Source organism: Streptomyces sp. NPDC051569, assembly GCF_044454085.1.
In the GTDB taxonomy this organism is placed as follows: domain Bacteria; phylum Actinomycetota; class Actinomycetes; order Streptomycetales; family Streptomycetaceae; genus Streptomyces.
Genome location: NZ_JBITDJ010000032.1, coordinates 1 through 24,830 on the forward strand (window position 1 = coordinate 1; position 24,830 = coordinate 24,830).

The following is a 24,830-nucleotide window of genomic DNA, read 5'->3' on the forward strand; positions in this document are numbered from 1 at the left end:
GGTTCTCGCTTTCGCGTTTCCCTTTCCGGCGGTTCCGACTCTACCAGATTCATTTGGCTGTTCTTGCCGCTTGAATTCCGGTGGCCTTCGGAGGGGCCTTGCCTTTCGGCTGATCCGACTTTATCAGAAACATTCGAGCTGATTTCTCAGCCTGGGCGTCTCTCAGACGGATCGAAGGACTCCGCGAAATATCGATTTCCATCGAAGATTTCATCGGGGGTCGTATAGATATTAACGACCGCTCTCGAACTTGTCTAGCTTCGAGGCAACCGTTCTAATCTACCTCCCCACGCGGGCCGTGTCAACGGTCCGTGTGAGGCGAAGAGGAGACTAACAGGTTGCGAACGTGTTGCGCACATCAGACGTCGACCGGGAGCCCGCTGCCCGGGGCCGGTGTGTCCACTCCCCATCGGTGACCGGCGCGAGCCGTTCGGCGGCCGAGGCGGTGCGGCGGCTGTGCGGCGGCTCTGCGGGCTTGGGCCGATCGGGGGCCGGCCAGGCGCGGAGGCGCAGGTGTGGCGCAGGCGTCAGGACAGGGACGAGGGAGGGGATTCGAGGTCTTCGAGTTCGATGCCAGGGGCCGAGAGCACCACGTCCCCGGCGAGGTGAACCGTGTGCTGTTCACCGGTGTCCAGGGCGCTGACCTGGTACTCGTCCACGATCAGAGGTCCGTTGTCAGTGGTGTGCGCTTCACTGTTCAGCAGGGCCCAGGACTGGTCGAGTGTGCGGGGAGCCAGGACCGGGTCCGTGAAGGCGACGAGGCGGACGCGGGTCGCGGGGGAGCCGGGGGTGAGGCGCAGGAGGCGGGCCGCAGCGACGAGAAACGCCGGGGACATGCCGGTGAAGGCATGGGCGGAGACATTGCCTTCGGTGGCGTAGGTGCCGGTCGGGTCGGTACGGACCCAGGTGACGCCGTCGATCGCGGCGCCGCGGACCTGCCAGCTCGCGGCGTGGAGCTCGAGGCGGATGGGGCGGCCGAGTTCGTCGAGGGCCAGATCGACGGAGCCCGCGTGGTCGCCCGAGGGGGTGGTGATCTGCGAGACGTAGCGCCAGCCGGAGGGGCCCGGTGCGCAGTGGAAGTGCTCGTCACCGAGAGGGGTGTGATCGTGCGGATCGTGGAGCGAATAACGGCCGCGGGGCATGGGGTCCTTCGGGTCTTCCGGGTACTCGGCGCCTGACTCGGGCCCACGACGGGACAGGCCCCCGACACGGGGGTGCGGGGGCCTGTCCGGTACCGCCGGTACCTACTGCTGAGGGTGGGACGCCGGCCCACCGGCCCGGGAGTGTCTCTCGGGCCGGTGAGGGCGGCGGATCAGTAGCGGTAGTGGTCGGGCTTGTACGGGCCCGTGACGTCGACGCCGATGTACGCGGCCTGCTCCGGGCGGAGCGTCGTGAGCTTCACACCGAGCGCGTCGAGGTGGAGGCGGGCGACCTTCTCGTCGAGGTGCTTGGGGAGCACGTAGACATCGGTCGGGTACTCCTCCGGCTTGGTGAAGAGCTCGATCTGGGCCAGCGTCTGGTCCGCGAACGAGTTGGACATCACGAAGGACGGGTGACCGGTCGCGTTGCCCAGATTCAGCAGGCGGCCCTCGGAAAGGACGATGAGCGTCTTTCCGTCGGGGAACGTCCAGGTGTGGACCTGCGGCTTGACCTCGTCCTTGACGATGCCTTCGACCTTCGCCAGGCCGGCCATGTCGATCTCGTTGTCGAAGTGGCCGATGTTGCCGACGATCGCCTGGTGCTTCATCTTGGCCATGTCCGAGGCCATGATGATGTCCTTGTTGCCGGTCGTGGTGACGAAGATGTCGGCGATGCCGACGACGTCGTCCAGCGTGGCGACCTGGTAGCCGTCCATCGCCGCCTGGAGCGCGCAGATCGGGTCGATCTCGGTGATGATCACGCGGGCGCCCTGGCCACGGAGGGACTCCGCGCAGCCCTTGCCGACGTCGCCGTAACCGAAGACGACCGCGACCTTGCCGCCGATGAGGACGTCGGTGGCGCGGTTGATGCCGTCGATCAGGGAGTGGCGGCAGCCGTACTTGTTGTCGAACTTCGACTTGGTGACCGCGTCATTGACGTTGATCGCCGGGAAGAGGAGGGAGCCGTCGCGGTGCATCTCGTACAGACGGTGGACACCGGTGGTGGTCTCCTCGGTGACGCCGCGGATCTCGGACGCCAGACGGGTCCACTTCTGCGGGCTCTCCGTGAGGGTGCGGTTCAGGAGACGGAGGATGTAGCCGTACTCCTCGCTGTCCGCCGTGGCCGGGTCGGGAGCCTCGCCGGCCTTCTCGAACTCGACGCCCTTGTGGACCAGGAGGGTGGCGTCGCCGCCGTCGTCCAGGATCATGTTCGGGCCGCCGGTGGGCGTGTTCGGCCAGGTCAGGGCCTGCTCCGTGCACCACCAGTACTCCTCGAGCGTCTCGCCCTTCCAGGCGAAGACGGGGATGCCCTGGGGGTTCTCCGGGGTACCGGCCGGGCCGACCGCGATGGCGGCGGCGGCGTGGTCCTGGGTGGAGAAGATGTTGCAGGAGGCCCAGCGGACCTCGGCGCCGAGGGCGGCCAGGGTCTCGATGAGGACCGCGGTCTGCACCGTCATGTGCAGGGAGCCGGTGACGCGGGCGCCGGCGAGCGGCTGGGTCGCCGCGTACTCCTTGCGGATCGACATCAGGCCGGGCATCTCGTGCTCGGCGAGAGTGATCTCCTTGCGGCCGAACTCGGCGAGCGAGAGGTCGGCGACCTTGAAGTCCTGTCGGTTGGCGACAGTCGTCATAGCGAGCTGCTCCTCGTGAAGGGGGTCGAGGGTGGGTACGTACGGCTGGCTCTGCGGCGGCGGGCATACGAATGCCCGGGACGCTCGCGGCGCAGTCCGTCGGAGGCCCTCTCTCCCTCGGACGGTCCGCGCGGGCGGAACGCCCGACCGCCATCAGCAGCGACGTCTGGCTCTGGGAGCGAATCTACACCGGTGGGCCCAGCGGCCCACAGTCGAACGGGGAAGGGACAAGGAAAATGGCGCGTTCGGTCGGCCCCTTCCGCTGGGGCCTCTGTGCCGGATATTCGGTGTGGATCTTCGGTGCCGGGGCTCGGGTGCCGGGTCTTCGGTACCGGGTGGTGCCCGGCCTTCCCGGGCCTTCGGGTTTCCCGCTGTCGCGCGGCGCCGGTGGGGGCCGGGCGGCAGCGGGAGGGATCCGGGTGGGCCGTCCGCGTCAGGGGGCGGAGTCGGGCTCCGGGACCGGGCCGCCGGGGGTCTTGGCCGGGTTGGTGCCGGCCGCGGCGGCCGACGCGCTGTAGATGTCCGGTTCCAGGTAGATGACCCGGGCGATCGGGACGGCGTCGCGGATCCGCGACTCGGCGGCGTTGATCGCGTGGGCGACCTCGGCGGCGGTGTCGTCGTGCTCGACCGCGATCTTGGCCGCGACGAGCAGCTCCTCGGGGCCGAGGTGGAGCGTCCGCATGTGGATGATGCCGGTCACGACATCACCGTCGACGAGCGCTGTCTTGATCTTCTCGACGTCATCCATGCCCGCGGCCTCGCCGAGGAGCAGGGACTTGGTCTCCGCGGCCAGGACGAGCGCGATCACGATGAGGAGGACGCCGATGCAGAGCGTGCCGATGCCGTCCCAGATGCCGTTGCCCGTGCCCAGGGCCAGTCCCACACCGCCGAGCGCGAGGACGAGACCGATCAGCGCGCCGAAGTCTTCGAGCAGCACGACGGGGAGTTCGGGCGCCTTGGCGCGGCGGATGAACTCCTTCCAGGAGAGCTGGCCGCGCGTGACGTTGGATTCCTTGATGGCCGTACGGAACGAGACCGACTCCGCGATGATCGCGAAGACGAGCACGCCGACCGGCCAGTACCAGGCCTCGATGGGGTGCGGGTGCTTGATCTTCTCGTAACCCTCGTAGACGGCGAACATGCCACCGACCGAGAAGAGCACGATGGAGACGAGGAAGGCGTAGATGTACCGCTCGCGGCCGTAGCCGAAGGGGTGCTGCGGCGTCGCCTCGCGCTGCGCCTTCTTGCCGCCGAGGAGCAGCAGCCCCTGGTTGCCGGAGTCGGCGAGGGAGTGCACGCTCTCCGCGAGCATCGACGACGAACCGCTGAAGAGGAACGCCACGAACTTGGCTACTGCGATCGCGAGGTTGGCGCCGAGCGCCGCCACGATCGCCTTGGTTCCGCCTGACGCGCTCATGGGTGCGTGAAGTCCCTTCGTTGCTGCTGCGGCCCTGGCGCCGCGGTACGGCGGCACATTGTTGCAGCCGCCGGTGACCGCCGACCGTTCAGATCACTACTGTTGCCCGGAAAACCGTGCCGCTACCGGACAGTTGGGCCTTCTCGCCGGCGGGAACGAAGACCGAGGCGCCGGGGGTCAGTTGGAGGTCGTTCGCGCGGGGCGTGCCGGCCGTGCAGAGCAGGACCTGCGGTGTGGCGGCCGTGAGATCACGCGGAGCGGCTCCCGGCGCCAGGGTGTAGCGGGACAGGGCGAACTCGTCGGTGGGGGTCTCGTACAGCTCCTCGCCGGACGCGGAGGCCTCCGGGCGCAGGACGCCGGGCTCGGAGGCTTCGAAGCGCACGATACGGAGCAGTTCGGGGACGTCGACGTGCTTGGGGGTCAGACCGCAGCGCAGGACGTTGTCGGAGTTGGCCATGATCTCGACGCCGAGCCCGTTGAGGTAGGCGTGCGGGACACCGGCGCCGAGGAAGAGCGCTTCGCCGGGCTGGAGTTGGACGTAGTTGAGCAGCATGGCGGCGATGACGCCGGGGTCCCCGGGGTAGTGGTGGGCGATCGACACGTACGGCGTGCAGTCGCCGCCGAGGCGTTCCGCGGCGGCGGCGGTCTCGGTGACGGTGGCGGCCATCTCGTCCGGGTCCGCGGCCAGGACGGCGGTCAGGACCTCGCGCAGCGCGGCCTCTTCGGGGTGGGCGCGGAGGAGGTCGACGTACGGCTTGAGGGAGTCGACGTCGAGCCGCGCGAGCAGCTCGGCGGCGTCCTCGGGGGCGCGGAAGCCGCAGAGTCCGTCGAAGGGGGTGAGCGCGCAGATCAGTTCGGGCTTGTGGTTGGCGTCCTTGTAATTGCGGTGCGGCGCGTCGATCGGGACGCCGCGGCGCTCCTCGTCCGCGTAACCCTCCTTCGCCTGGGCGAGGTTGGGGTGGACCTGGAGGGAGAGCGGGGAGCCGGCCGCGAGGAGCTTGAGGAGGAAGGGCAGGCGGGGGCCGAACTTGCCGGCGGCGGCCGCGCCGAGTTCCGCCGCGGGGGCGGCGTCGATGAGATCGGAGAGTGCCTGCTCGCCGGTGCCCCGGTCGAGCCGGGAGGGGGCGCCCGGGTGGGCGCCCATCCACATCTCGGCCTGGGGCTCACCGGTGGGGGCGACGCCGAGCAGTTCCGGGATGGCGGTCGTGGAGCCCCAGGCGTAGGGGCGCACGGTGTTGGAGAGGCGGTCCATGGGGTGGCTTCCTTGTACGAGGTGGCGGGGTCGCGCTCGTGGCGGCAGGCGCGGGGGCGGGTTGGTCCGCCGGGGTGGCGGACCTGAGAGCGGCGCGCGGGCTGGCGGTGGCGCGGGCCGGTGGTGGCGCGGGCCGGGCGGCACGCCGGTGCCGGCGCACCGTTGGGGCTTGCCCGGTGGTGGCTTGCCCGGTGGTGTTCGGGTCAGGCGGGGGCGCCCCCGGCAAGGGCCAGGTAGACGGTGGCGAAGTCGGTGACCGCGACCAGCTCGGCGAGGGCTTCGAGTTCGCTGCCGTCCTCCGGCTCCAGTTCGCTGATGGCCGTGTCATGGCCGAGAGCGAGTTCGCGGACCGCCGGGGCGGCGGTCAGCCCGCCCGCCGGGCGGTCGCGGAGCAGCACGATCCTGGCGCGCAGCGCCTGGTGGTCCTCGACCCGGTCCCGGAAGAAGTCGTCACCGGGGTCGGCGCCGCCCGCGAGGTCGCCCGCGAGCAGGGCGCCATGGGCCGGGATCGCTTCGGGGAGTTCGGCGGCGAGAGCGGGACGGCCCGTCAGCTCGGCCAGTACGGCGGCGAAGCGGCGGCCGGCCGGGGCGGCGGCCGTGCCCTCCGTCCAGATCAGCGGGAGGTTGTCGGCGAGTTCGGCGGCGAGGGTCTTCGCCGGGTTGCTGTACGTCGCGATGGCCGGGCCACAGCGTTCGGCGGTGCGGTCGAGCCGGTCGGCGACGAGCTGGAGCGTCCCGACCGGGGCCGTGAGCAGGCCGACCCGGTCGAGGAGGACGAGGAGCGGGACGAGCAGGGACCACAGGGCGCCGGGCCCGGCCGCCGGTGTCGCTTCCTTCTCGTACTCCTCGGTCGGGGTCGTCGCCATCGGGACGAGGAGGCCGCGCGCGCCGTCGACCGACTCGCTCAGCGGCGACTGCCGGGGGGCGACGGCGACCACCGTGCAGCCGCGCCGGTACGCCTGCTCGGCGAGGAGCGCGAGGCCGGGCTCGCTGCCGTCGGTGGTGGCGATGAGGAGCAGGTCCACGGGGCCGGCCCAGCCGGGGAGTGCCCAGCGCAGTGCCCCGGCGGCCGGGGCGACGCCGGTGGGGCGGAGCCGGGTGACGGGCGCCGCGGCGCCGGCGAGGGCGGCGATCAGGTCGGCGACTCCGGTCGCCGCGGCGCCGGAGCCCGCGAGGAGTACGGCGCGGGGGCGGCCCTCGGGGTTCAGCTCGGCGACGCCGGCCTCGGCGGTGTGCCGCAGGGCGGTTCTCACCCGGGCTCCGGCCTCGGCGGCGCCGCGCAGCAGACCGCGTCGGTCGGCGCGGGCCAGCGCGTCGGGAGCGTCGAGCAGCGATTCGTCGAGCATGGGCAGGGGCCTCCGGTCGCCGGGCGCTGATACGGCGCTGGTACGGGTCGTGGTTACGCGGGGCGGCGGGCCTCGTCGACGAGGAGTACGGGGATGTCGTCGCGGACCGGGTAGGCCAGACCGCAGTCCTCGCTGGTGCAGATCAGCTCGGGCGTCTCGGCGGCGGTGCGGTCGCTGAGCGGCGCGTGGCAGGCCGGGCAGGCGAGGATCTCCAGGAGGCCGGCTTCGAGCGGCATGGGGGTTGTCCCTTCGAACAGGTGGATAGGCGACGTCAGCCTACCGCCGGGCGGCCGGGTGGGCCTCGTTCCGGGGGCGCGGGCAGGGGGCTTGTGGGGCGGCCGGGAGCACACGGTTCACCGTGGCTTTCCCTTCGGGCGGGCGGCGCGCGTGAGGAGCGGCCGGCGGGCGCGAAGGAGCGGGCGCCGCGTGTGAGGAGCGGCCGGCGGGCGCCGGGGACTGCGCGGGCGCCCGCCGTTCCGGCCTTTCCCGGTCAGGCGCGGATCAGGGCCAGGGCCTCGTCGCGGATCCGGGTCATGGTCTTCTCGTCCCGTGCCTCCACGTTCAGGCGCAGGAGCGGTTCCGTGTTGGAGGGGCGGAGGTTGAACCACCAGTCGGGCGCGGTCACCGTCAGGCCGTCGAGTTCGTCGAGGGTGACGCCTTCCCGGGTCTCGAATGCCTCGCGGACGGCGGCGGCGCGGGCCGTCTGGTCGTCGACCGTGGAGTTAATCTCCCCGGAGGCGGCGTAGCGGTCGTACGAGGAGACCAGCTCGGAGAGCGGGGCGTCCTGGCCACCGAGGGCCGCCAGGACGTGGAGCGCGGCCAGCATGCCCGTATCGGCGTTCCAGAAGTCGCGGAAGTAGTAGTGCGCGGAGTGCTCGCCGCCGAAGATGGCGCCGTGGTCCGCCATCTCCTGCTTGATGAAGGAGTGGCCGACCCGGGTGCGCACCGGGGTGCCGCCGTGTTCCCTGACGACCTCGGGGACCGACCAGGACGTGATCAGATTGTGGATCACCGTGCCGCCCGGGTGTCTGGCCAGTTCGCGCGCGGCGACCAGGGCGGTGATCGCCGACGGGGAGACGCCCGCGCCCCGCTCGTCGACGACGAAGCAGCGGTCCGCGTCGCCGTCGAAGGCCAGCCCCAGGTCGGCGCCCTCGGCCAGGACGCGGGCCTGGAGGTCCACGATGTTCTTCGGGTCGAGCGGGTTGGCCTCGTGGTTCGGGAACGTACCGTCCAGCTCGAAGTACATCGGCACCACGTCGAGCGGCAGGTCCGCGAACACGGTCGGGACCGTGTGCCCGCCCATGCCGTTGCCCGCGTCCACGACGACCTTCAGCGGGCGGATCGCGGAGACGTCGACGAGGGACAGGAGGTACGCGGCGTAGTCGCTCAGCGTGTCGCGCTGCCCGGTGCTTCCCGGCTTCGTCACCGAGAGCGGGGGGCCCTGGGTGAGCCACCCTTCGACCAGCGCCCGGATCTCGGCCAGACCGGTGTCCTGGCCGATCGGCGCCGCGCCGGCCCGGCACATCTTGATGCCGTTGTACCGGGCCGGGTTGTGGGAGGCCGTGAACATCGCGCCCGGCAGGTCCAGATCGCCCGAGGCGTAGTAGAGCTGGTCGGTGGAGCAGAGTCCGATGATCGTGGCGTCCGCTCCGCGCGCGACGGCACCCCGGGCGAAGCTCGATGCCAGGCCGGGCGAGGAGGGCCGCATGTCGTGGCCGATGACGATCCCCTCGGCCCCGGTGACCTCCACGAACGCGGCGCCGAAGAGCTCCGCGAGCCGGTCGTCGAGCTGGTCCGGGTTTACCCCTCGCACGTCGTACGCCTTTACGATCTGCGACAAATCGGCCACGGCCAACCCTCCAGAGGTACCTGTCACTACGCCACTTCCACCGGATCACCGCGGTCGGATCACTGCGGTCATGCCAAAAGCTACCCGCCCATGTCCTGGGGATGACGGCAGCATTCGGCGCCGTGCGGTGCGAAGCGGCCCGCGCGATGCGAGGGTCAGGCGCGGCCAGGACTCAGGCGCGGCCGGGGCTCAGGCGCGGCCGGGGCTCAGGCGCGGCCGGGGCTCAGGACTCGGGAGAGCGCAGGACCCGCAGATGGCCCCGGCGCCCGACCTCTGTCGTATCCGCGCCGCGCGGCCCCTTGCCGCCGCCCTCCGCCGTACGCTCCTGGGGGCGCGCGGCTTCCCGTACGGCGTTGGCGAGCGCTTCCAGGTCGTCCCCGCTCGGGCGCGTGGGGGCCGAGCCGTCCGTCAGACGGACGACCTCCCAGCCGCGCGGGGCGGTCAGCCGCTCGCTGTGTTCCGCACACAGGTCGTAGCAATGAGGCTCGGCGTAGGTGGCGAGCGGGCCGAGGACCGCGGTCGAGTCGGCATAGACGTACGTCAGTGTCGCGACAGCAGGGCGGCCGCACGCGGTGCGCGAACAGCGACGTACAGGGCTCACGACGTTGGACGGTACCGCACTCTTGAGCGGGCCGCGACGACTCTCCACCAGGTCACTCCACCGTGTCGCGCTGTGGCATCCGGCATAACGTGGCCCCAGGTAACGGGCCTGACCTGCACGGGGAGAAGAGTAACAGTTCGACGACGTTCTGTGACGAGGTGGCCACTCGGGGCAAATCCCGTCAAGATCGACGTGATCGACGATCACTGAGACGCCGCAAATTAGGCTGATCATGGCCTGAATGTTCATAAAGCGACATGACGCCTGAGGGGGCCGCGGCCGTGATCGCCCGGCCCGGGGAGGGCTACCCTGCGTCAGTGATGGACAGTCCTGTACCGCCCCGCCCGACCGAGCCACGGCCGCGCCGCCGCGACCGCCACGGCCGCGGTATGCGCGGGCCCGTCGCCCCGCCCCAGGTACCGCTCTCGGTCAGCCGCTCCGAGTCGTTCCGTGATCTCGTACGGGACTCCGTGGACCGGCTGGAGCGGCGCTGGCCGCAGCTCGCCGACGTCGAATTCCTCGTCATGGACGTGCCGGCGACGCTGGACGACACCGTGCCGCTCGGCAGCTCGGTCCCGGCGGGCAAGGACCACCCGGCGCGCGTCGTTGTCTACCGCCGGCCCGTGGAGATCCGTACCAAGGGCCGCGACGAACGCGCGCTGCTGGTGCACGAGGTCGTGGTCGAGCAGGTCGCGGAGCTGCTGGGGCAGTCGCCGGAATCCGTCGATCCGCGGTACGGCCAGGAGTGACGGAGGCGGGGGGGGGCCATCTCGGCCCCCACCCGCCTCACCGCCTCACCCGCTACCGAGGCCCCGGCCGGCGGCCCGGCCGCCGTGGCTCGGGCTCCGTGGCTCGGGCTCCGTGACCGGCCTTCGGCGCCTGGGCCTTCGGTACCTCAGTCGGCGAGGATCGACAGATCCTCCTTGGCCTTCGGTACGGACACCATGCCCCGGTCGTCCGGCAGCGTCTGCACCGTGAACATCGAGATGCCGTCCGCCGGCAGGACGAGCGTGCGCGCCGCGTGCACCGGGCCGCCGGACCGCGGCTCGACCGTCAGCGCGTACGAGCCTTTCAGTCCCTCCGGTACCGGGGGGGTGAAGGCCAGGGTCGTACCGGCCTTGACCGTGTACGTCTTCTCGACCGGTTCGCCTCCGCCGGTGCCGGCCGAGGCGGTGACCTTGACCGTGGCGGTCGCGCCGGGCGCGGTCAGCGAGAGCGTCGAACCCTTGGCGCGGTTGTCGGCCACCGTGGCACGCGAGCCGATCGGCGCGGTCGCCGGGATGAACGCGATCTCCTGCTTGTCGCCCTTGCCACGGACCACGCGCAGCGCCGCGACCACCGGGGTCGACCTGCCGCTCTGCACCGGGCTGAGCACCAGCGAGCCGCCCTCGCCCTTGGTGACGTCCGCCAGGTCCAGGGCGGCGGTCATCCCCGACTTGACGTGCAGGGTCTCGAATCCGGCCGGGGTGATCGTGCCGGTCGCGCCGGCGAGCTGCACCTTCAGGTCGGCGTCGTCCTGGCCGGGCGCGTACACGACCAGCCGCACGTCGGTCGCGTCCGCCGGGATGCCGGGCAGCACCACCCGGCTCGCGGGGTCGGCCGAGGCGGCCAGCCAGTCGCTGCCGGCCTTGTCGTCGGCCGCGTGCACCACGGCTCCGACCCGGCCGCTACGGGTGGTGACATGGACGGTCACATTGTCGGCGGCTTCGCTCGTCAGGGTGGACAGGAGCACCGGGACGCTGGACCGGGCGGGCACCGGGATGCCCTCCCCCACCTCCGTCTTGAGGACGCCGTCCTTCCCGTAGAGCTCGATGTCGGCGACGGCCGCGGTGTCGTCGGGGTTGGTGAGGTGGACGTAGTCCTGCCGCGACTCCCCGGTGCTGGCGCCGGGGAACCAGAAGTTGGTGTCGGGCGCGGAGCAGGACATACCGAGCAGGCCGCGCGCGCCGCCCACGCTGACCGTGGTGGTCTGCTGGGCGGTCCAGCCGGGGGCGAGCCGGCCGGTGGCCGTGCCGACGAGCGCGGGGGCGTCGGCGCCGCTCGCCTCGGCGGCGACGGGCTTGCCGGGTTCCTTGAGGGCGGCGAACGGGGCGTCCGGGGCGGGCGGCTTCTTCGCCTTGCCGCCCTTCCCGGTGTCCTTCCCGGTGTCTTTCCCGCCGTTCTTCTTGTCGCCGTTCTTCTTGTCGTCGTCCTTCTCGTCGTCTCCGGTCTCCGTGCCGGCCGGGGCGGCCACGGCCTTCTTCAGTTCGGCCGATCCCTCCGCGTCACCGCCGGCCGTGCCCGCCGGGGTGAAGGAGGTGTACGTCGTCTCCGCGACGTCCGACACACTCGGCGCCGGGCAGAGCAGGCTGGTGCGCTCCACGGGCAGCCGCGCCGGGGCTGACGCGGTCACCGTGTCCCCGGCGGCCGGCGCGGTGAGCGCGGCGATCCCGGTGACGGCGGCGAGGGCGGTGGCGGCCGCGAGGAGCGAGAGAGTCGTTCGGTTCACTGGTTGCTGCTCTCGTCGGGGCGCGGGCGGCGCTCGTTCTCGTGACCGTCGGTGTAGGGCCCCTGGCCGTAGCCGTACGGGTCGTACCGCGCCGGGTCGTACGGCGCTTGGCCTTCCTGGAACTGGCCTTCCTGGAACTGGCCTTGCTGGAACTGGCCTTCCTGGTGCTGGCCTTCCTGGTGCTGGTCCTCCGCGTACCGGCCGTCCTGGTACTGGCCGGCCGGGTACTGCTGGCAGGCCTGCTGGTACTGCTCCTCGCCGTACCGCGCGCCCTCGTACCCCTCGCCGGGGTGCTGCTCGTCCGGGTACGGCGCCTGGGCGTACCGGCCGTCCCACTCGCCGTACGCCGGCTGCTGGGGCACCGCCGCGTACGGCGGCTGTCCGTCGGCCGTCGCGGGCTGACCGTAGGGATCCGGCTCGGGGGGCGCGACGGGCGTCGGCGGGACCGCCTCCTGCTGTCCGGTCCCGTACTGGCCGCTCCCGCTCTCGTACGGGCCGCTGCCGTACTGGCCGGTCTCGTACTGGCCGGTCTCGTACGGGCCGGCTTCGTACGGGCCGGTCCCGTTCTCGTACGACCCGGCCTCGTGCTGTCCCGCCTCCGGGGCGAACGCGGGCTCCGGCGCCTCGGCATCGGCATCGGCCTCCGCCGCTGCCCGCAGCCTGCGGGCCCGGCGTCCTTCGCCGTCCACCGGCTGCGCCGGAATCCCGGCGTCCTCCTCGGGCAGGTCGTCGTCGATCTCGCGGCGCCGCCCCGGCAGAGCCAGCACCAGCAGGACGACGGCGAGCGCGCCCTGGATCCAGATCCACGCGGAGTGCGTGATCGGGTCGTCGTACGTCAGGTCCAGCTGTCCGCCCTGGGCGGGCAGTTCGAAGCCCTGGGCCCAGCCGTCGACGGTCTTCTTCTTCAGCACCTGCCCGTCGAGGGTGGCCTGCCATCCCTCGGCGGCCCGGTCGGCGATCCGCAGCACCCGCCCGGCGGGGCCCGCCGGGATCTTGGTGTGCGCCTCGACCGGCGAGGAGGCGACGGCCAGCGGCCCGCCCTCCCCCTTGCCGTCGACGATGGTGGCCCGCGCGATCTGGCGGCCGACACTCCACAGCGCGCTGCCGTCCAGCTGGCTCAGCCGGCTCAGGCCGGGGGTCGCGTCGAGGACGCGGCTCATCTCGCGCGGCGCCCCGTCCCGTACGAGTACGTAGCGGATCGCGAAGCCGCTGAGCTGGGCGGTCTGGTCTGCGCCGGAGCCCGCTACGAGATTCGCGACGACCTTGTCGAGCCGGGGGTCGCTGCCGCCCGCCTCGGTCAGCTCGGCGTCACCGAGCCGGCCGCCCGAGCCACGGACCAGGGAGTACGAGACCTCGGCGGCGGAGGTGCCACCGAGGATCAGGGTGCGCGGCTGGTCGCGGGTGGTGCTCTCCTCCGCGACGAACGCGGGAACCTGGACCGGGTTCCGGCGCTCCAGCGGGCCGGCCGCTCCGCTGATGATCCAGCCGAAGGCGGCGAGCAGCGGGGCGAGGCCCGCCGCGACGGCGATGAGCGCGGCGACGGGCTGGCGCCAGCCGAAGCTCTCGGCGGCGACGCGCTCCTTGGCGCCGTCCGCGCCGACCACCGCGGCGGCGATCAGCGCGAGGCCGTAGACGAGGGTGGCGGGTCCGGCCCAGCCGGAGTTGTTGGTGAGGACGGCGAAGACCAGCGCGACGAGCGCGGCGCCCCAGGCGGCGCGGACGGCGAACTGCCGCTCGCCGCGCAGCAGGGCGGCGAGCGCGGCGAGGACGACACCGATCAGCAGGACCCCGCCGGCGGCCTTCGGGCCGCCGGGGCTCATGCCGAGCAGATCGAGCGCGGACGCCGATCCCGTACCGAACTCCAGGCCCGCTTCCCGCAGGAAGGCGGAAGGACCGGTCAGCAGGGAGAGCGACCAGGGCGCCAGGAGGAGGAGCGGGGTGCCCAGCGCGGCGAGGACGCGCGGTCCGTACCCGGCGAGGTCGTCGCGGCGCAGTACGAGGACCGCGAGGCCGAGCAGCAGTGCGAGCGGCCAGACGACGGGGGTGAAGGCCATCGCGAAGGTCAGCAGGAAGGCGTACGCCCAGGTGGCCCGCCAGCTGCCACGGCTCTCGCCGTGGAGACCGGCGCGCAGCCCGTACGCGGAGACGGCGACGCGGGCGATCAGGGGCAGCAGGACGGCCAGGACGGCCGTGCCGAGCCGCCCGGTGGCCAGCGCGCCGGTCGCGGCGGGCAGGAAGGCGTACGCGACACTCGCCCAGGCACGCAGCAGCCGGGATTCGACGAGGGACCGCGAGGCGAAGTAGGCGGTCGCTCCGGCGAGCGGCACCGAGCAGACGAGGAGCAGGGTCAGCGCGAAGCCGGTGGAGCCGAGGAAGAGCGCGGACAGGGTCGCGAGTACGGCGAGATACGGGGGCGCGGTCTGGGTACCGCCCGTGCCGACGGGGTGCCAGGCGTCCGCGTAGCGGGACCACAGGCCGGAGACGTCGGGGGGCGCGGGCAGCAGGGCGCCGCCCGCGAGGGAGCCGCCGCCGAGGAGTCCCCGGCAGGCGAGGAGCGAGACGAACAGCAGGATCGCGAAGAGCACGGGTCCCGGCTTGTGCGCGAGCTTCTTCAGCCGCGCGAACTGCTCGACCTCCATGAAGTCGGCGTCGTCACCGCCGGGTCCGGACTCGACGACTCCGTGCCGGGAGCCGCCCGTGTCGGAGTCGGTGTCCCCGCCGAAGCGTCCGGCGAACTGTTCGAAGGTGGCCCGGACCGTCGCGCCCGGCGGCGGGAAGAGGGGGCGCAGTTCGGCCGCCTCGACGACGCTCTTGCCACGCTGCCGCCGGGCGCCGAGGATCCGCCCCGGCCGCAGCAGGGTGCCGGAGAGTCCCATGACTTCGTCGACGGCCTGGCCGGGCGCCTTGCCGACGAGATAGGCGAGGGTACGCAGCAGGGTGCCGACGACGAGGCGCGGCAGGACCCAGGGGAGTGCGGCGGCGCGCGCGTTGACGAGCATGGTGTAGACGGCGCCGGCCTTGTCGACGCGGTGCGGGTTGACGACGGAGCGGCCCGCGCAGTCGACCGTACGGCGCTCACGGGCGGCGGCCTCGGCGTGCCGCAGGACGGCGTCGGGGGCGATGAGCACCCGGTGTCCGGCGGCGTGGGCGCGCCAGCACAGGTCGACGTCGTCGCGCATCAGCGGGAGCCGGCGGTCGAAGCCGCCGAGTTCGTCCCAGACGTCGCGGCGGATGAGCATGCCGGCGCTGGACACGGAGAGGACGGAGCGGACCTGGTCGTGCTGTCCCTGGTCCTGTTCGCGCCGGTCGAGCCCGGTCCAGCGGCGGCCGCTGTTGGCGATGGACACGCCGACTTCGAGGAGTTGCTTGCGGTCGTACCAGCCGCGCAGCTTGGGGCCGACGATGGCGGCGTGCTCGTCGGAGTCGGCGACGCGCAGCAGCTCGGCGAGGGCGTCGGGGGCGGGCGCGCAGTCGTCGTGGAGGAGCCAGAGCCACTGCACCGGTTCGCCGTGGGGCAGTTCCGGCAGGTCGTAGGCGTCGTCGCGCCAGCTCCGGGTGACCGGGTCCCAGCCGCTGGGCCGCTTCAGATACGGCAGGTCGTCGGGGGTGAGCACCCCGGCGGTGCGGACCGCCTCGTCGACGGCCGTACCGAAGCCGGATCTGCGGGCGAGGTGCAGGACGCGGTCGGCGCCGAGCGACTCGGTGAGCAGTCGGGCGGAGTCGTCGGCGCTGCCGGTGTCGGCGGCCATGACGTTCTGTACGGGGCGTTCCTGGCTCAGGAGCCCGGCGAGGGCGTCGGGCAGCCAGCGCGCGCCGTCGTGGGCGACGAGCACCGCGGTCACGACGTGCCGCGGAAACTCGGGGGCGGTGGCGGGAACGAACGCGGCTGTGGTGGGGGACATTGAGGTGGCGGGCCCTCCGGCCGGGGGTCGCCCCGAAGGGGCGTTGGAGCGTCTCGGACGGGGGCCCACACTAACGGGTGGGAAGCAGGACGGTCCGCCGCCTGCGGGTTGGGCGCAGACCGCGGACCGTTCGTTACGTACGGGGTTGTGGCGGTTGGTGATCGGGCGGTCCGACGTTGGTCGGAGTGCCCGGGGAGAGCGGTCGGAGAGCGGTCGGAGAGCGGTCGGAGAGTGCTGGGCGACCGCTCGGGAAGTGCCGAAGAACGCTCGGTCCGGACGGGAAGCGTCGGAACGCGTCAGATCGCGGCTTTCTTCAGCCGGCGGCGTTCCCGTTCGGACAGGCCGCCCCAGATACCGAATCTCTCGTCGTTGGCAAGGGCGTACTCAAGGCATTCGGAACGGACCTCGCAGGCGAGGCAGACCTTCTTGGCCTCGCGGGTGGAACCGCCCTTCTCCGGGAAGAAGGACTCGGGATCGGTCTGGGCGCACAAGGCGCGCTCCTGCCAGCCGAGTTCCTCATCCGCGTCCTCGACCAGCAGTTGCTGGAACAGCTCGGTCATGTGCGCCCCTCGTCTGTCTTTGCGTCCCCGTGGTGTGGCCGCCAACGATTTCGGCCGAACGACACGAGTGAAATTACAAGTGTGTGCTCTGGGCCGGTCAAGCCGAGATCTGCTATTGGACCCGGTATTCACTCTGCGGAACCAAGGCTATGCGGAAAGTGTTCAAATCACCAAAAACCTGACACATGCCACAGGCCTGCCCACATCCACCCCCTCTCATCGAGAGGGACGCCACGCGCTCCGGCCTTGTTGCGGTCCGGCCGGGGAAGCGATCCGGATCACAGTCCGGCCAAGCGGGGAGCGGCGATGTTTGCGAGCACGGTCGCTGGCCCATGTCTCCGCAGGCGTGGGGGCACAAACCTTTCCGTGATCGCAGTAACCGGATGAGGTGAATGATTGCCGCCAAATCGGCCAGTGAGTTGACACCGGCGGCCGGATTCGCCACCTTTGGTGACATGCCAGCGAAGCCCGCGCACCCAGCGACCCACGTCCGTGGATTCCGCAGTGCTGTCCAGGCCCGCTGTTGCTGTTCCAGCTGTTGATGCCCGAGGGCTCCAGCCACTCTCGTTGATCTCTGATCTCTGATCTCTTCGGTCGCCCCCTGCGCTCTCGCGATGTCCGTCGCGTGCCGCGTCACGCGACGGACATCGCGAGACCACCCGCGAGATCTCCCCCCACGGCCGCCATGCCCGCCATCGCCGCCGTTCCCGCACGTCATGTCTGCCGAGGAATCACCGCACCCATGAACAGCGACAGCGACCTCCAGATCGCCGGCGACCTCCTTGAGGTCCAGCACCTGCTCCAGCCCGCCAGGGAGCACCCCGCCACCGTGGCCGAGTTCACGGGCCTCGCCCGTACCCTCGCCGCCGACCGCGCGCGGTGGGCCCCGCTCGTCCGGTACGACGCCACCACCCGGTGGTACCACCGGCTGCGCACCGGCCCCGGCTACGAGGTGTGGCTGCTCTCCTGGGTACCGGGGCAGGGCAGCGGAGCGCACGGCCACGGCCGCTCCTCGGGCGTACTGACCGTGCTCAAGGGCGAACTGACGGAGCGTACGGAGAGCGGCAGCCGCATCCTCGTACCGGGCGCGCAGCGGATCCTGGCCCCCGGCTCCGTCCACGAGGTCGTCAACGACGCGATCGAACCCGCCGTAAGTCTGCACATCTACTATCCGGGCCTGACAGAGATGCCGATGCGCTCCGCCTCGTGCGCCCCGGCGGCCCAGGATGTCGTACCGGCCTGAGAGCATGGGCCGTATGCGCATTGTGGTTCTGGCCGGCGGTATCGGCGGCGCCCGTTTCCTTCGCGGCCTCAAAAAGGCCGCGCCGGACGCGGACGTCACGGTGATCGGCAACACGGGTGACGACATCCATCTGTTCGGGCTGAAGGTCTGCCCCGACCTCGACACGGTGATGTACACCCTGGGCGGTGGCATCGACGAAGAGCGGGGCTGGGGGCGTGCCGAGGAGACGTTCCAGGTCAAGGCGGAGCTGGCGGCATACGGCGTGGGCCCCGAGTGGTTCGGCCTCGGTGACCGCGACTTCGCCACCCATATCGTCCGTACGCAGATGCTCGGCGCGGGCTACCCGCTGAGCGCCGTCACCGAGGCGCTCTGCGCCCGCTGGAAGCCGGGCGTGCGGCTGCTGCCGATGTCCGACGACCGCGTCGAGACACATGTCGCCGTCGATGTGGACGGCGAGCGCAAGGCCGTGCACTTCCAGGAGTACTGGGTGAAGATGCGGGCGTCCGTGGACGCCCAGGCGATCGTGCCGGTCGGCGCGGACCAGGCCAAGCCGGCGCCGGGTGTGCTGGAGGCCATCGCCGCCTCCGACGTCATCCTCTTCCCGCCGTCCAACCCGGTCGTCAGCATCGGCACCATCCTGGCCGTTCCCGGCATCCGGGAGGCCATCGCGGAGGCGGGGGTGCCGGTCGTCGGCCTCTCCCCCATCGTCGGGGACGCGCCCGTACGCGGTATGGCGGACAAGGTGCTCGCCGCGATCGGCGTCGAGTCGACAGCCGCGGCCGTGGCGCTGCACTACGGCTCGGGACTGCTCGACGGCTGGCTCGTCGACACCGTGGACGCGGGGGCGGTGCCCGAGGTCGAGAGCGCGGGCATCCGCAGCCGGGCCATCCCCTTGATGATGACGGACGTGGATGCCACGGCCGCGATGGCGCGTGAGGCGCTGGCGCTGGCCGAGGAGGTACGGGCGTGACGTCGTACCGCGTCCGCGCGCTGCCCGGACTGCCCGAGGTCCGGCCCGGCGACGACCTCGTGAAGCTGATCGCGGCCGCCGGGCCGGGGCTGGCCGACGGTGACATCCTGCTCGTCACCTCGAAGATCGTCTCCAAGGCCGAAGGCCGGATCATCCGGGCGACCGACCGCGAGGCGGCCATCGACGCGGAGACCGTCCGGGTCGTGGCGCGGCGCGGGCCTCTGCGCATCGTCGAGAACAGGCAGGGCCTGGTGATGGCGGCGGCCGGAGTGGACGCCTCCAACACCGCGCCCGGGACGGTTCTGCTGCTGCCCGAGGACCCCGACGCCTCGGCGCGGGCGATCAGGGACGGACTGCGGGACGCGCTCGGGGTGGACGTCGGCGTGCTGGTCACGGACACCTTCGGCCGGCCCTGGCGCAACGGCCTCACCGATGTGGCCATCGGGGCCGCCGGGGTGCTGGTCCTGGACGATCTGCGCGGCGGGACCGACGCGCAGGGCAATCCGCTCAGCGCTACGGTCGTCGCCGTCGCCGATGAACTGGCCGCCGCCGGTGACCTGGTGAAGGGCAAGGCCGCGGGACTGCCGGTGGCGGTGGTGAGCGGACTGTCCCACCTGGTCGGCGAGTCCCGGCTGGTCGGCGAGTCGCCCGGGACGGCCGGGACGGCCGAGGTGGCCGGTGGCGCGCGGGCGATGGTCCGGGTCGCGGCGGACGACATGTTCCGGCTCGGCACGTCCGAGGCGGTGCGCGAAGCGGTCACCCAGCGGCGTACGGTCCGCGACTTCACCGACGAACCGGTCGACCCGGGCGCGGTCCGCCGCGCGGTCGCGGCGGCCGTCACGGCCCCGGCCCCGCACCACACGACGCCCTGGCGCTTCGTCCTGCTGGAATCGGCCGGGTCCCGGTCGCGGCTCCTCGACGCGATGCGCGACGCCTGGATCGCCGATCTGCGCCGGGACGGCAAGTCCGAGGAGTCGATCGCCCGGCGTGTCCGGCGCGGCGACGTCCTGCGCAAGGCGCCGTATCTGGTCGTACCGTGCCTGGTGACGGACGGTTCGCACACCTACGGCGACCCCCGCCGGGACACGGCGGAGCGCGAGATGTTCGTGGTCGCCACGGGCGCGGGCGTGCAGAACTTCCTGGTGGCCCTGGCGGGCGAGCGGCTGGGCTCGGCGTGGGTCTCCTCCACGATGTTCTGCCGCGATGTCGTACGGGACGTCCTGGACCTGCCGGCGGACTGGGACCCGATGGGCGCGGTGGCGGTGGGTCACGCCGCGTCCGCGCCGAAGGACCGGCCGGCACGGGAGCCGGAGGCGTTCATCGAGGTGCTCTGAGACCCCGTCGAGTGGCCTTCGGCCGCCTGATCAGAGGTCACCCGGCAGGCTCCGAGGCGGGCGGCCCGCCGGACAGGCCGGGCGGGCCCACCGGACACGCCCTACAGCGGGGCGATGTCGCGGACCGGCATGCGGGGGGCGCGGCGGGACGGGGTGCCGCCGCTGAGGAGGATGAGCCGGGTCGCGCGGTGCCGCTGGCCGGCATACGGGGCGAGGAGTTCCAGCATCGTCGAGTCGTCCGCGTCCCGGTCGCCCCCGAGGGCGTGGCCGACGATGCCCGGAAGGTGGAGATCGCCGACGGTGACGGCGTCGGGGGCGCCGTTCGAGCGCTGGACGACCTCGGCCGCGGTCCACGGGCCGATACCGGGAATCAGTCGCAGCCGGGCGGCGGCCTGCTCCGGTTCCATCGCCGCGGCCTCCTCCATCCGGCGGGCGACCCGGACGGCCCGCAGGATCGTCGAGGAGCGCTTGGCGTCGACGCCGGCCTTGTGCCACTCCCAGGACGGGATCAGCGCCCAGGTCCGCGCGTCGGGCATGACGCGCATCCCCCCGGGGGCCGGGCCGGGGGCGGAGGCCGGGCCGGGGGCGGGCTCCCCGTACTTCAGCAGCAGCAGCCGCCAGGCGCGGTACGCCTCGACGGTGGTGACCTTCTGCTCCAGTACCGACGGAATCAGCGACTCCAGTACGAGTCCGGTGCGGCACAGGCGCAGACCGGGGCGGCGGCGCAGCGCCTCGACGAGCAGGCGATGGCGTGGGGTGAAGGCCTCGGGCCGATCCGCCTCGCCGAGCAGATCGGGGAGCTGCTCCAGCATCCAGGCAGCGCCGGGGCCCCACGCTTCGGCGTCCACGGCGTCACCGGCTCCCCTGACCCGGAGGGTTCCCGCCCCGGCGGGGGTCCTGGCGGTCCGCCAGAGGGCCCCGTCCGGCGCGGCCCGGAAGGTGGGGTCGGCGGGACCACGCCGGAGCGGCCCGAGGACGAGCCCGAGGTCATAAGGCCCCGCCGGTGGCGTCCAGCGCCGCCGGATCCCGTCCGCGGGGCATGCGGGACGCGGCACGGAGGCGGGCGCGGGTGCGAAGGCGCGCGCCGTCGGCGCGGGACGGGGGCGGGGGGTGAAGCGGCCTGCCACGGGTGGGTCCTCGGGGGTCGGGGTCACTCACGAGGGTAGGCGGTGAGCGGCGCGAGCGGCTTCGTCCCGCGATCCGCACCGCCCCCGCACCGCCCGCACCGCCCCCGCCCCCACACCGCCCGGGCAGGCACCGGGCAGGCACCGGGCCCGCTTCCGGGCTCCGTGGTGGAGTCCGGGAGCGGGCCCGGGGTGGCGAAGCTCTTCCGCCAGGGCGTGCAACGCGTGCGACGCGTCCTACGCGTCCGAGGAGAACCGCACCGCTGCCGCCGGGAGGACCGCGTCGCACCAGACTCTTACGCCCTCGCGCAGCTCGTTGTCCGCGCCCACCTCCGCGCCGTCGCCGATCACCACGCCGGACAGGACCGTACGCTCGCCCACCCGCGCGCCCGTACCGATCAGGGAGTCCGTGATCACCGCGCCCGCCTCCACGACGGCGCCGTCCAGGATCGCGCTGCCCGTGATCCGCGCGCCCGCGCCGACGGTCGCGCCCTCGCCCACGACCGTGCCGCCCGTCAGCTTCGCGTCCGGGGACACCTGCGCCGTCGGCAGTACCAGCCGGTCGCCGCACCGCCCGGGTACGGCGGGGGACGGCGCCCGGCCCAGTACCAGGTCCGCCGAGCCGCGGACGAAGGCCTGGGGCGTGCCGAGGTCGAGCCAGTACGTGGAGTCGACCATGCCCTGGAGGTGCGCCCCGGCGGCCAGCAGGTCCGGGAACGTCTCCCGTTCCACCGAGACCGGCCGGCCCCGCGGGATGGAGTCGATCACCGAACGCCGGAAGACGTACGCGCCGGCGTTGATCTGGTCGGTGACGATCTCCTCCGGCGTCTGCGGCTTCTCCAGGAACGCCGTCACCCGGCCGTCCGCGTCCGTCGGTACGAGGCCGAAGGCCCGCGGGTCCTCGACCCGCGTGAGGTGCAGCGAGACGTCCGCGCCGGAGGACGCGTGCGTCGTGACGAGCGCCCGGATGTCGAGGCCCGTCAGGATGTCCCCGTTGAAGATCAGCACGGGATCGTCGGGCCCGGACCGCAGCCGCGAGGCGACGTTGCGGATCGCGCCGCCCGTCCCGAGCGGCTCCCGTTCGGTGACGTACTCCAGATGCAGCCCGAGTGACGAGCCGTCACCGAAGTACGGTTCGAAGACCTCGGCGAGATAGGACGTCGCGAGGACGATGTGCTCTACGCCCGCCGCACGCGCGCGGGCCAGCTGGTGGGTCAGGAATGGGACACCGGCCGCCGGCACCATGGGCTTGGGGGTGTTCAGGGTGAGTGGCCGCAGCCGGGTGCCCTTGCCGCCGACCAGGAGGATCGCTTCTGTCACCGTGTCGTCTCTGCTTCCTGCTGGGGCCGACGCTTTCGTACATTCAACGTACTTTCGTACATCTGTACTTGCGACCGGCCAGTCTATGCAGCCTTTTCGGTACCTCCCCGGTCATACGCCCTGTGAGTCGTACATCCCCCTAGTCATATGTTCCGCTCAACGCCCTTGGTACTTCGCCGAGGCCGTACGGGTGGCTCCGAGCTTCCCGTAGAGGCGGCGTCCCGGACACTCGGTGACGAATCCGTCCCGGTGGCCGGAGATGGCGTTGAGCTTGACCTTCGTCCCCTTCTTGTACTTGTTGCTGCCGCCGGACGTCAGCGTGACCTTGCCGGCCGGATCGACCCCGTACAGCCCGAGCTTCCACGCCGTCAGCCTGGCGATGGCGGTCGTGGCGGCGGCCGGCGGATTGGTGCCGCTGTACGTGCCGAGGACCACGATCCCCGTGCTGTTCGTGTTGAACCCGAGCGTGTGGGCGCCCATCACGGCCTTGGCCACCCCGCCGGCCCGCCCCTCGTAAATGTTTCCGCACTTGTCGATGGCGAAGTTGTAGCCGAAGTCCCGCCAGCCGCTGCTCTTCACGTGGTAGCGGTAAATACCGCGCAGGACCGACGGCGCTTCCGCGCAGGTGTAATTGTTTCCCGTCGCGCTGTGGTGCACGAAGGCGGCCTTGACCGACTGGGTGTAGCCGAACTTCCTCTCGCGGAGCCTCTCGTCCGCCCCCCAGCCCTTGCGCGTGATGATGCGCGGCCGGGGGCCGATGTACGGCTTCGCGAACTCGCCGAGGCGGGCCTCCGTCTCCTCCTTGGAGAGCTCCGGGATCTCGGTGGCGCCGGGCTCCGCGAGGTCCGCGTTCACCGCCGAACTGGCCTCTTCTTCCAGGGTCATGGGGGCCCCGACGGCGTCCGGTCCGCGTTCCCCGCCGACTTGGGCGCCCGGCGTCTGCGCCGTACCGGCGGGCGGTTCGCCGGTGGAGGGTTCACCGGTGGAGGGTTCACCGGTGGAGGGTTCACCGGTGGAGGGTTCACCGGTGGAGGGTTCACCGGTGGAGGGTTCACCGGTGGAGGGTTCGCCGGTCGCCGGCGTCGCGGCGGGCGGCGTCGCGGTCGCCGGCGCCGGCCCGCCCCCCGGATCGACCAGGTCCAGGCGCAGCCCCCGTGGCAGGAGCGCCGGGGACGACCCTTCCGTTCCCGGCTCCTCCACCGCCCGTACGCGGAGCTCGACGCCGTCCGAGTCGCCGACCCAGAGCGGCGCGGTGGAGCCGTGCACGGTCCCGGCCCTGCGCTCGTCCGTATCGGGGTCCGCGCCGTGTTCCTGGTTGTGCGTCTCCAGGAGCTGCCAACCGGACCAGGCGTGCGTCCCGGTGGCGCGCGTACGGACCTGGACCGTGCCGTGGAGCTCTTCGTCGGCGTCGTCCCAGACGACGCCGAGCAGCGAGAAGTCCCTGACATCACGCCGGGCGAGTCCCCGTTCGGCCACGGCGCCGCCCGTTCGTGCCGTGGGGCGGACGGCCAGCGGCAGCGACTGGGTGGAACCCGGCACGACGGCCCGGGACCCGGCCCCTGTCGCTGACGCCGCCGCGCCCGGCGGCAGCGACAGGGGGAGGACAAGGGCGGCGGTGCACGCGACGCCGATCGAGGTTGCAAGGTAGGCACGCATGTGCTGATCCTGCGGGCGTCCCGCCGCCCCCGCCCGCCGGGAAACTGACGGCCTGTCGGGCCGACCGGGGTACCCCGTCACCGGTACGGCGCTGGTCCGCCGACCCCCCGGCGTACCCTTTCCCGCGTGAACGCCAGCGACCGTACCCCCGCCGACCTGCTGCGATCCGCTCTCGCCGCGGACCCGGCCCGCCCCTTGGTCACCTTCTACGACGATGCCACCGGTGAACGCGTCGAATTGTCCGTCGCCACCTTCGCCAATTGGGTGTCCAAGACCGCCAATCTGCTCCAGGGCGATCTGGCCGCCGGACCCGGCGACCGGCTCGCGCTGCTGCTGCCCGCGCACTGGCAGAGCGCGGTCTGGCTGCTCGCCTGCTCGTCGGTCGGCGTGACGGTCGAGATCGGCGGCGACCCCGCCGGGGCCGATCTCGTCGTCAGCGGCCCGGACTCCCTCGACGCGGCGCGCGCCTGCGGCGGTGAGCGGGTGGCCCTCGCGCTGCGCCCGCTGGGCGGCCGCTTCCCCCAGCCGCCGGAGGGCTTCCTCGACTACGCGGTGGAGGTGCCAGCGCAGGGCGACCGGTTCGCCCCGTTCGCCCCCGTGGATCCGGACGCGCCCGCGCTCGTCGTCGGCGGTACGGAGCTGACGGCGGCGGAGCTGGTCGCGCGGTCGCGCGAGGACGCCGGGGAACACGGCCTCGCGCCGGGCTCGCGGGTCCTGTCGGGGCTCGCCTACGACAGCTGGGAGGGGCTGTCGGCCGGCCTGTTCGCTCCTCTCGCGGCGGGAGCGTCCGTCGTGCTCTGCCGAAACCTGGCGGAACTGTCGGCGGAGGCGCTCGAAAAGCGCGTCGAAAGCGAACGGGTGACCGACCGCGTGGTTTGACGGACACCGTTCCGGCAAGACGACTATCCGCCAAAGCTACTCATCCAGCACAGAGCGGACCGAGCCGCAGGCACCGAACGTCAAGCGCGGTAAATGATCGGCGATACGTGCGATCGCAG

19 protein-coding genes are annotated in these 24,830 nt (G+C 72.3%); 5 read left to right on the forward strand and 14 right to left on the reverse strand.

The window, feature by feature from the left end:
• Nucleotides 1-527: 527 nt before the first annotated feature.
• The 8 genes from ACIBAE_RS28125 to ACIBAE_RS28160 all read right to left on the reverse strand — a co-directional run bounded on the left by ACIBAE_RS28125 (nucleotide 528) and on the right by ACIBAE_RS28160 (nucleotide 9,283).
• Nucleotides 528-1,142 carry a hypothetical protein gene (locus tag ACIBAE_RS28125; protein ID WP_399290731.1) on the reverse strand — a complete coding sequence of 205 codons (615 nt, stop codon included), beginning with the start codon at nucleotides 1,140-1,142 and terminating at the stop codon, nucleotides 528-530.
• A 170-nt stretch (nucleotides 1,143-1,312) separates the two neighbouring features.
• Entirely contained in the window at nucleotides 1,313-2,770 is a 1,458-nt protein-coding gene (ahcY, locus tag ACIBAE_RS28130) for an adenosylhomocysteinase (protein WP_399290733.1), read from the reverse strand.
• Nucleotides 2,771-3,203: 433 nt separating this feature from the next.
• Nucleotides 3,204-4,187: a cation diffusion facilitator family transporter gene (locus tag ACIBAE_RS28135; RefSeq protein WP_399290736.1), complete on the reverse strand. Its 984-nt coding sequence runs from the start codon at nucleotides 4,185-4,187 to the stop codon at nucleotides 3,204-3,206.
• Nucleotides 4,188-4,275: 88 nt separating this feature from the next.
• Nucleotides 4,276-5,439 (reverse strand): mannose-6-phosphate isomerase, class I, encoded by a 1,164-nt coding sequence (gene manA / locus ACIBAE_RS28140; protein ID WP_399290739.1) that lies wholly within the window; start codon nucleotides 5,437-5,439, stop codon nucleotides 4,276-4,278.
• Nucleotides 5,440-5,642: 203 nt separating this feature from the next.
• Entirely contained in the window at nucleotides 5,643-6,785 is a 1,143-nt protein-coding gene (locus ACIBAE_RS28145; RefSeq protein WP_399290741.1) for an SIS domain-containing protein, read from the reverse strand.
• Nucleotides 6,786-6,838: 53 nt separating this feature from the next.
• Nucleotides 6,839-7,021 (reverse strand): Trm112 family protein, encoded by a 183-nt coding sequence (locus tag ACIBAE_RS28150; RefSeq protein WP_399290743.1) that lies wholly within the window; start codon nucleotides 7,019-7,021, stop codon nucleotides 6,839-6,841.
• Between the two features lie 254 nt (nucleotides 7,022-7,275).
• On the reverse strand, nucleotides 7,276-8,634 hold the full coding sequence (locus ACIBAE_RS28155; protein ID WP_399290745.1) for a phosphomannomutase/phosphoglucomutase: 1,359 nt from the start codon (nucleotides 8,632-8,634) through the stop codon (nucleotides 7,276-7,278).
• 223 nt (nucleotides 8,635-8,857) lie between these two features.
• Entirely contained in the window at nucleotides 8,858-9,283 is a 426-nt protein-coding gene (locus ACIBAE_RS28160; protein WP_399290748.1) for a DUF3499 domain-containing protein, read from the reverse strand.
• A 272-nt stretch (nucleotides 9,284-9,555) separates the two neighbouring features.
• On the opposite strand from ACIBAE_RS28160, the gene ACIBAE_RS28165 reads away from it, so the two are divergent.
• Nucleotides 9,556-9,984, forward strand: a complete 429-nt coding sequence (locus ACIBAE_RS28165) for a metallopeptidase family protein (RefSeq protein WP_399290751.1) — start codon at nucleotides 9,556-9,558, stop codon at nucleotides 9,982-9,984.
• Nucleotides 9,985-10,130: 146 nt separating this feature from the next.
• Here ACIBAE_RS28165 and ACIBAE_RS28170 read toward each other — a convergent pair whose 3' ends face one another.
• From ACIBAE_RS28170 to ACIBAE_RS28180, 3 genes are all read right to left on the reverse strand, one after another.
• The gene (locus ACIBAE_RS28170) at nucleotides 10,131-11,723 is read right to left on the reverse strand and encodes a DUF5719 family protein (protein ID WP_399290755.1); all 1,593 of its coding nucleotides are present in this window, start codon (nucleotides 11,721-11,723) and stop codon (nucleotides 10,131-10,133) included.
• Complete coding sequence (locus ACIBAE_RS28175) at nucleotides 11,720-15,625, reverse strand: glycosyltransferase (RefSeq protein ID WP_399290757.1); 3,906 nt, start codon at nucleotides 15,623-15,625, stop codon at nucleotides 11,720-11,722. The genes ACIBAE_RS28170 and ACIBAE_RS28175 overlap by 4 nt, the downstream gene beginning before the upstream one ends.
• A gap of 296 nt (nucleotides 15,626-15,921) precedes the next feature.
• On the reverse strand, nucleotides 15,922-16,185 hold the full coding sequence (locus tag ACIBAE_RS28180; RefSeq protein ID WP_014046372.1) for a WhiB family transcriptional regulator: 264 nt from the start codon (nucleotides 16,183-16,185) through the stop codon (nucleotides 15,922-15,924).
• A 742-nt stretch (nucleotides 16,186-16,927) separates the two neighbouring features.
• Between ACIBAE_RS28180 and ACIBAE_RS28185 the strand changes: the two genes are divergently transcribed.
• Genes ACIBAE_RS28185 through ACIBAE_RS28195 form a run of 3 tightly spaced genes read left to right on the forward strand, consistent with a single transcriptional unit; the run spans nucleotide 16,928 to nucleotide 19,732 of the window.
• On the forward strand, nucleotides 16,928-17,428 hold the full coding sequence (locus tag ACIBAE_RS28185; RefSeq protein WP_399290760.1) for a cysteine dioxygenase: 501 nt from the start codon (nucleotides 16,928-16,930) through the stop codon (nucleotides 17,426-17,428).
• 13 nt (nucleotides 17,429-17,441) lie between these two features.
• Nucleotides 17,442-18,398 (forward strand): 2-phospho-L-lactate transferase, encoded by a 957-nt coding sequence (gene cofD, locus ACIBAE_RS28190; RefSeq protein WP_399290763.1) that lies wholly within the window; start codon nucleotides 17,442-17,444, stop codon nucleotides 18,396-18,398.
• On the forward strand, nucleotides 18,395-19,732 hold the full coding sequence (locus ACIBAE_RS28195; protein ID WP_399290765.1) for a coenzyme F420-0:L-glutamate ligase: 1,338 nt from the start codon (nucleotides 18,395-18,397) through the stop codon (nucleotides 19,730-19,732). Before cofD ends, ACIBAE_RS28195 begins: the two co-directional genes overlap by 4 nt.
• Before the next feature lie 101 nt (nucleotides 19,733-19,833).
• Here ACIBAE_RS28195 and ACIBAE_RS28200 read toward each other — a convergent pair whose 3' ends face one another.
• The 3 genes from ACIBAE_RS28200 to ACIBAE_RS28210 all read right to left on the reverse strand — a co-directional run bounded on the left by ACIBAE_RS28200 (nucleotide 19,834) and on the right by ACIBAE_RS28210 (nucleotide 23,832).
• Entirely contained in the window at nucleotides 19,834-20,859 is a 1,026-nt protein-coding gene (locus tag ACIBAE_RS28200) for a DNA-3-methyladenine glycosylase family protein (RefSeq protein ID WP_399290767.1), read from the reverse strand.
• A gap of 234 nt (nucleotides 20,860-21,093) precedes the next feature.
• Entirely contained in the window at nucleotides 21,094-22,176 is a 1,083-nt protein-coding gene (locus tag ACIBAE_RS28205; RefSeq protein ID WP_399290770.1) for a sugar phosphate nucleotidyltransferase, read from the reverse strand.
• A 156-nt stretch (nucleotides 22,177-22,332) separates the two neighbouring features.
• Nucleotides 22,333-23,832 (reverse strand): N-acetylmuramoyl-L-alanine amidase, encoded by a 1,500-nt coding sequence (locus ACIBAE_RS28210; protein WP_399290772.1) that lies wholly within the window; start codon nucleotides 23,830-23,832, stop codon nucleotides 22,333-22,335.
• Nucleotides 23,833-23,958: 126 nt separating this feature from the next.
• Between ACIBAE_RS28210 and ACIBAE_RS28215 the strand changes: the two genes are divergently transcribed.
• The gene (locus tag ACIBAE_RS28215; RefSeq protein WP_399290775.1) at nucleotides 23,959-24,711 is read left to right on the forward strand and encodes a TIGR03089 family protein; all 753 of its coding nucleotides are present in this window, start codon (nucleotides 23,959-23,961) and stop codon (nucleotides 24,709-24,711) included.
• Nucleotides 24,712-24,830 lie beyond the last annotated feature (119 nt).

What these genes read in the sequence shown, in the direction of transcription:
- ACIBAE_RS28185 (WP_399290760.1), top strand. Translation starts at nt 16,928, where the DNA reads ATGAACAGCGACAGCGACCTCCAGATCGCCGGCGACCTCCTTGAGGTC.
- cofD (WP_399290763.1), top strand. Translation starts at nt 17,442, where the DNA reads ATGCGCATTGTGGTTCTGGCCGGCGGTATCGGCGGCGCCCGTTTCCTT.
- ACIBAE_RS28135 (WP_399290736.1), bottom strand. Translation starts at nt 4,187, where the DNA reads ATGAGCGCGTCAGGCGGAACCAAGGCGATCGTGGCGGCGCTCGGCGCC.
- ACIBAE_RS28145 (WP_399290741.1), bottom strand. Translation starts at nt 6,785, where the DNA reads ATGCTCGACGAATCGCTGCTCGACGCTCCCGACGCGCTGGCCCGCGCC.
- manA (WP_399290739.1), bottom strand. Translation starts at nt 5,439, where the DNA reads ATGGACCGCCTCTCCAACACCGTGCGCCCCTACGCCTGGGGCTCCACG.
- ahcY (WP_399290733.1), bottom strand. Translation starts at nt 2,770, where the DNA reads ATGACGACTGTCGCCAACCGACAGGACTTCAAGGTCGCCGACCTCTCG.
- ACIBAE_RS28210 (WP_399290772.1), bottom strand. Translation starts at nt 23,832, where the DNA reads ATGCGTGCCTACCTTGCAACCTCGATCGGCGTCGCGTGCACCGCCGCC.
- ACIBAE_RS28165 (WP_399290751.1), top strand. Translation starts at nt 9,556, where the DNA reads ATGGACAGTCCTGTACCGCCCCGCCCGACCGAGCCACGGCCGCGCCGC.
- ACIBAE_RS28175 (WP_399290757.1), bottom strand. Translation starts at nt 15,625, where the DNA reads ATGTCCCCCACCACAGCCGCGTTCGTTCCCGCCACCGCCCCCGAGTTT.
- ACIBAE_RS28125 (WP_399290731.1), bottom strand. Translation starts at nt 1,142, where the DNA reads ATGCCCCGCGGCCGTTATTCGCTCCACGATCCGCACGATCACACCCCT.
- ACIBAE_RS28150 (WP_399290743.1), bottom strand. Translation starts at nt 7,021, where the DNA reads ATGCCGCTCGAAGCCGGCCTCCTGGAGATCCTCGCCTGCCCGGCCTGC.
- ACIBAE_RS28180 (WP_014046372.1), bottom strand. Translation starts at nt 16,185, where the DNA reads ATGACCGAGCTGTTCCAGCAACTGCTGGTCGAGGACGCGGATGAGGAA.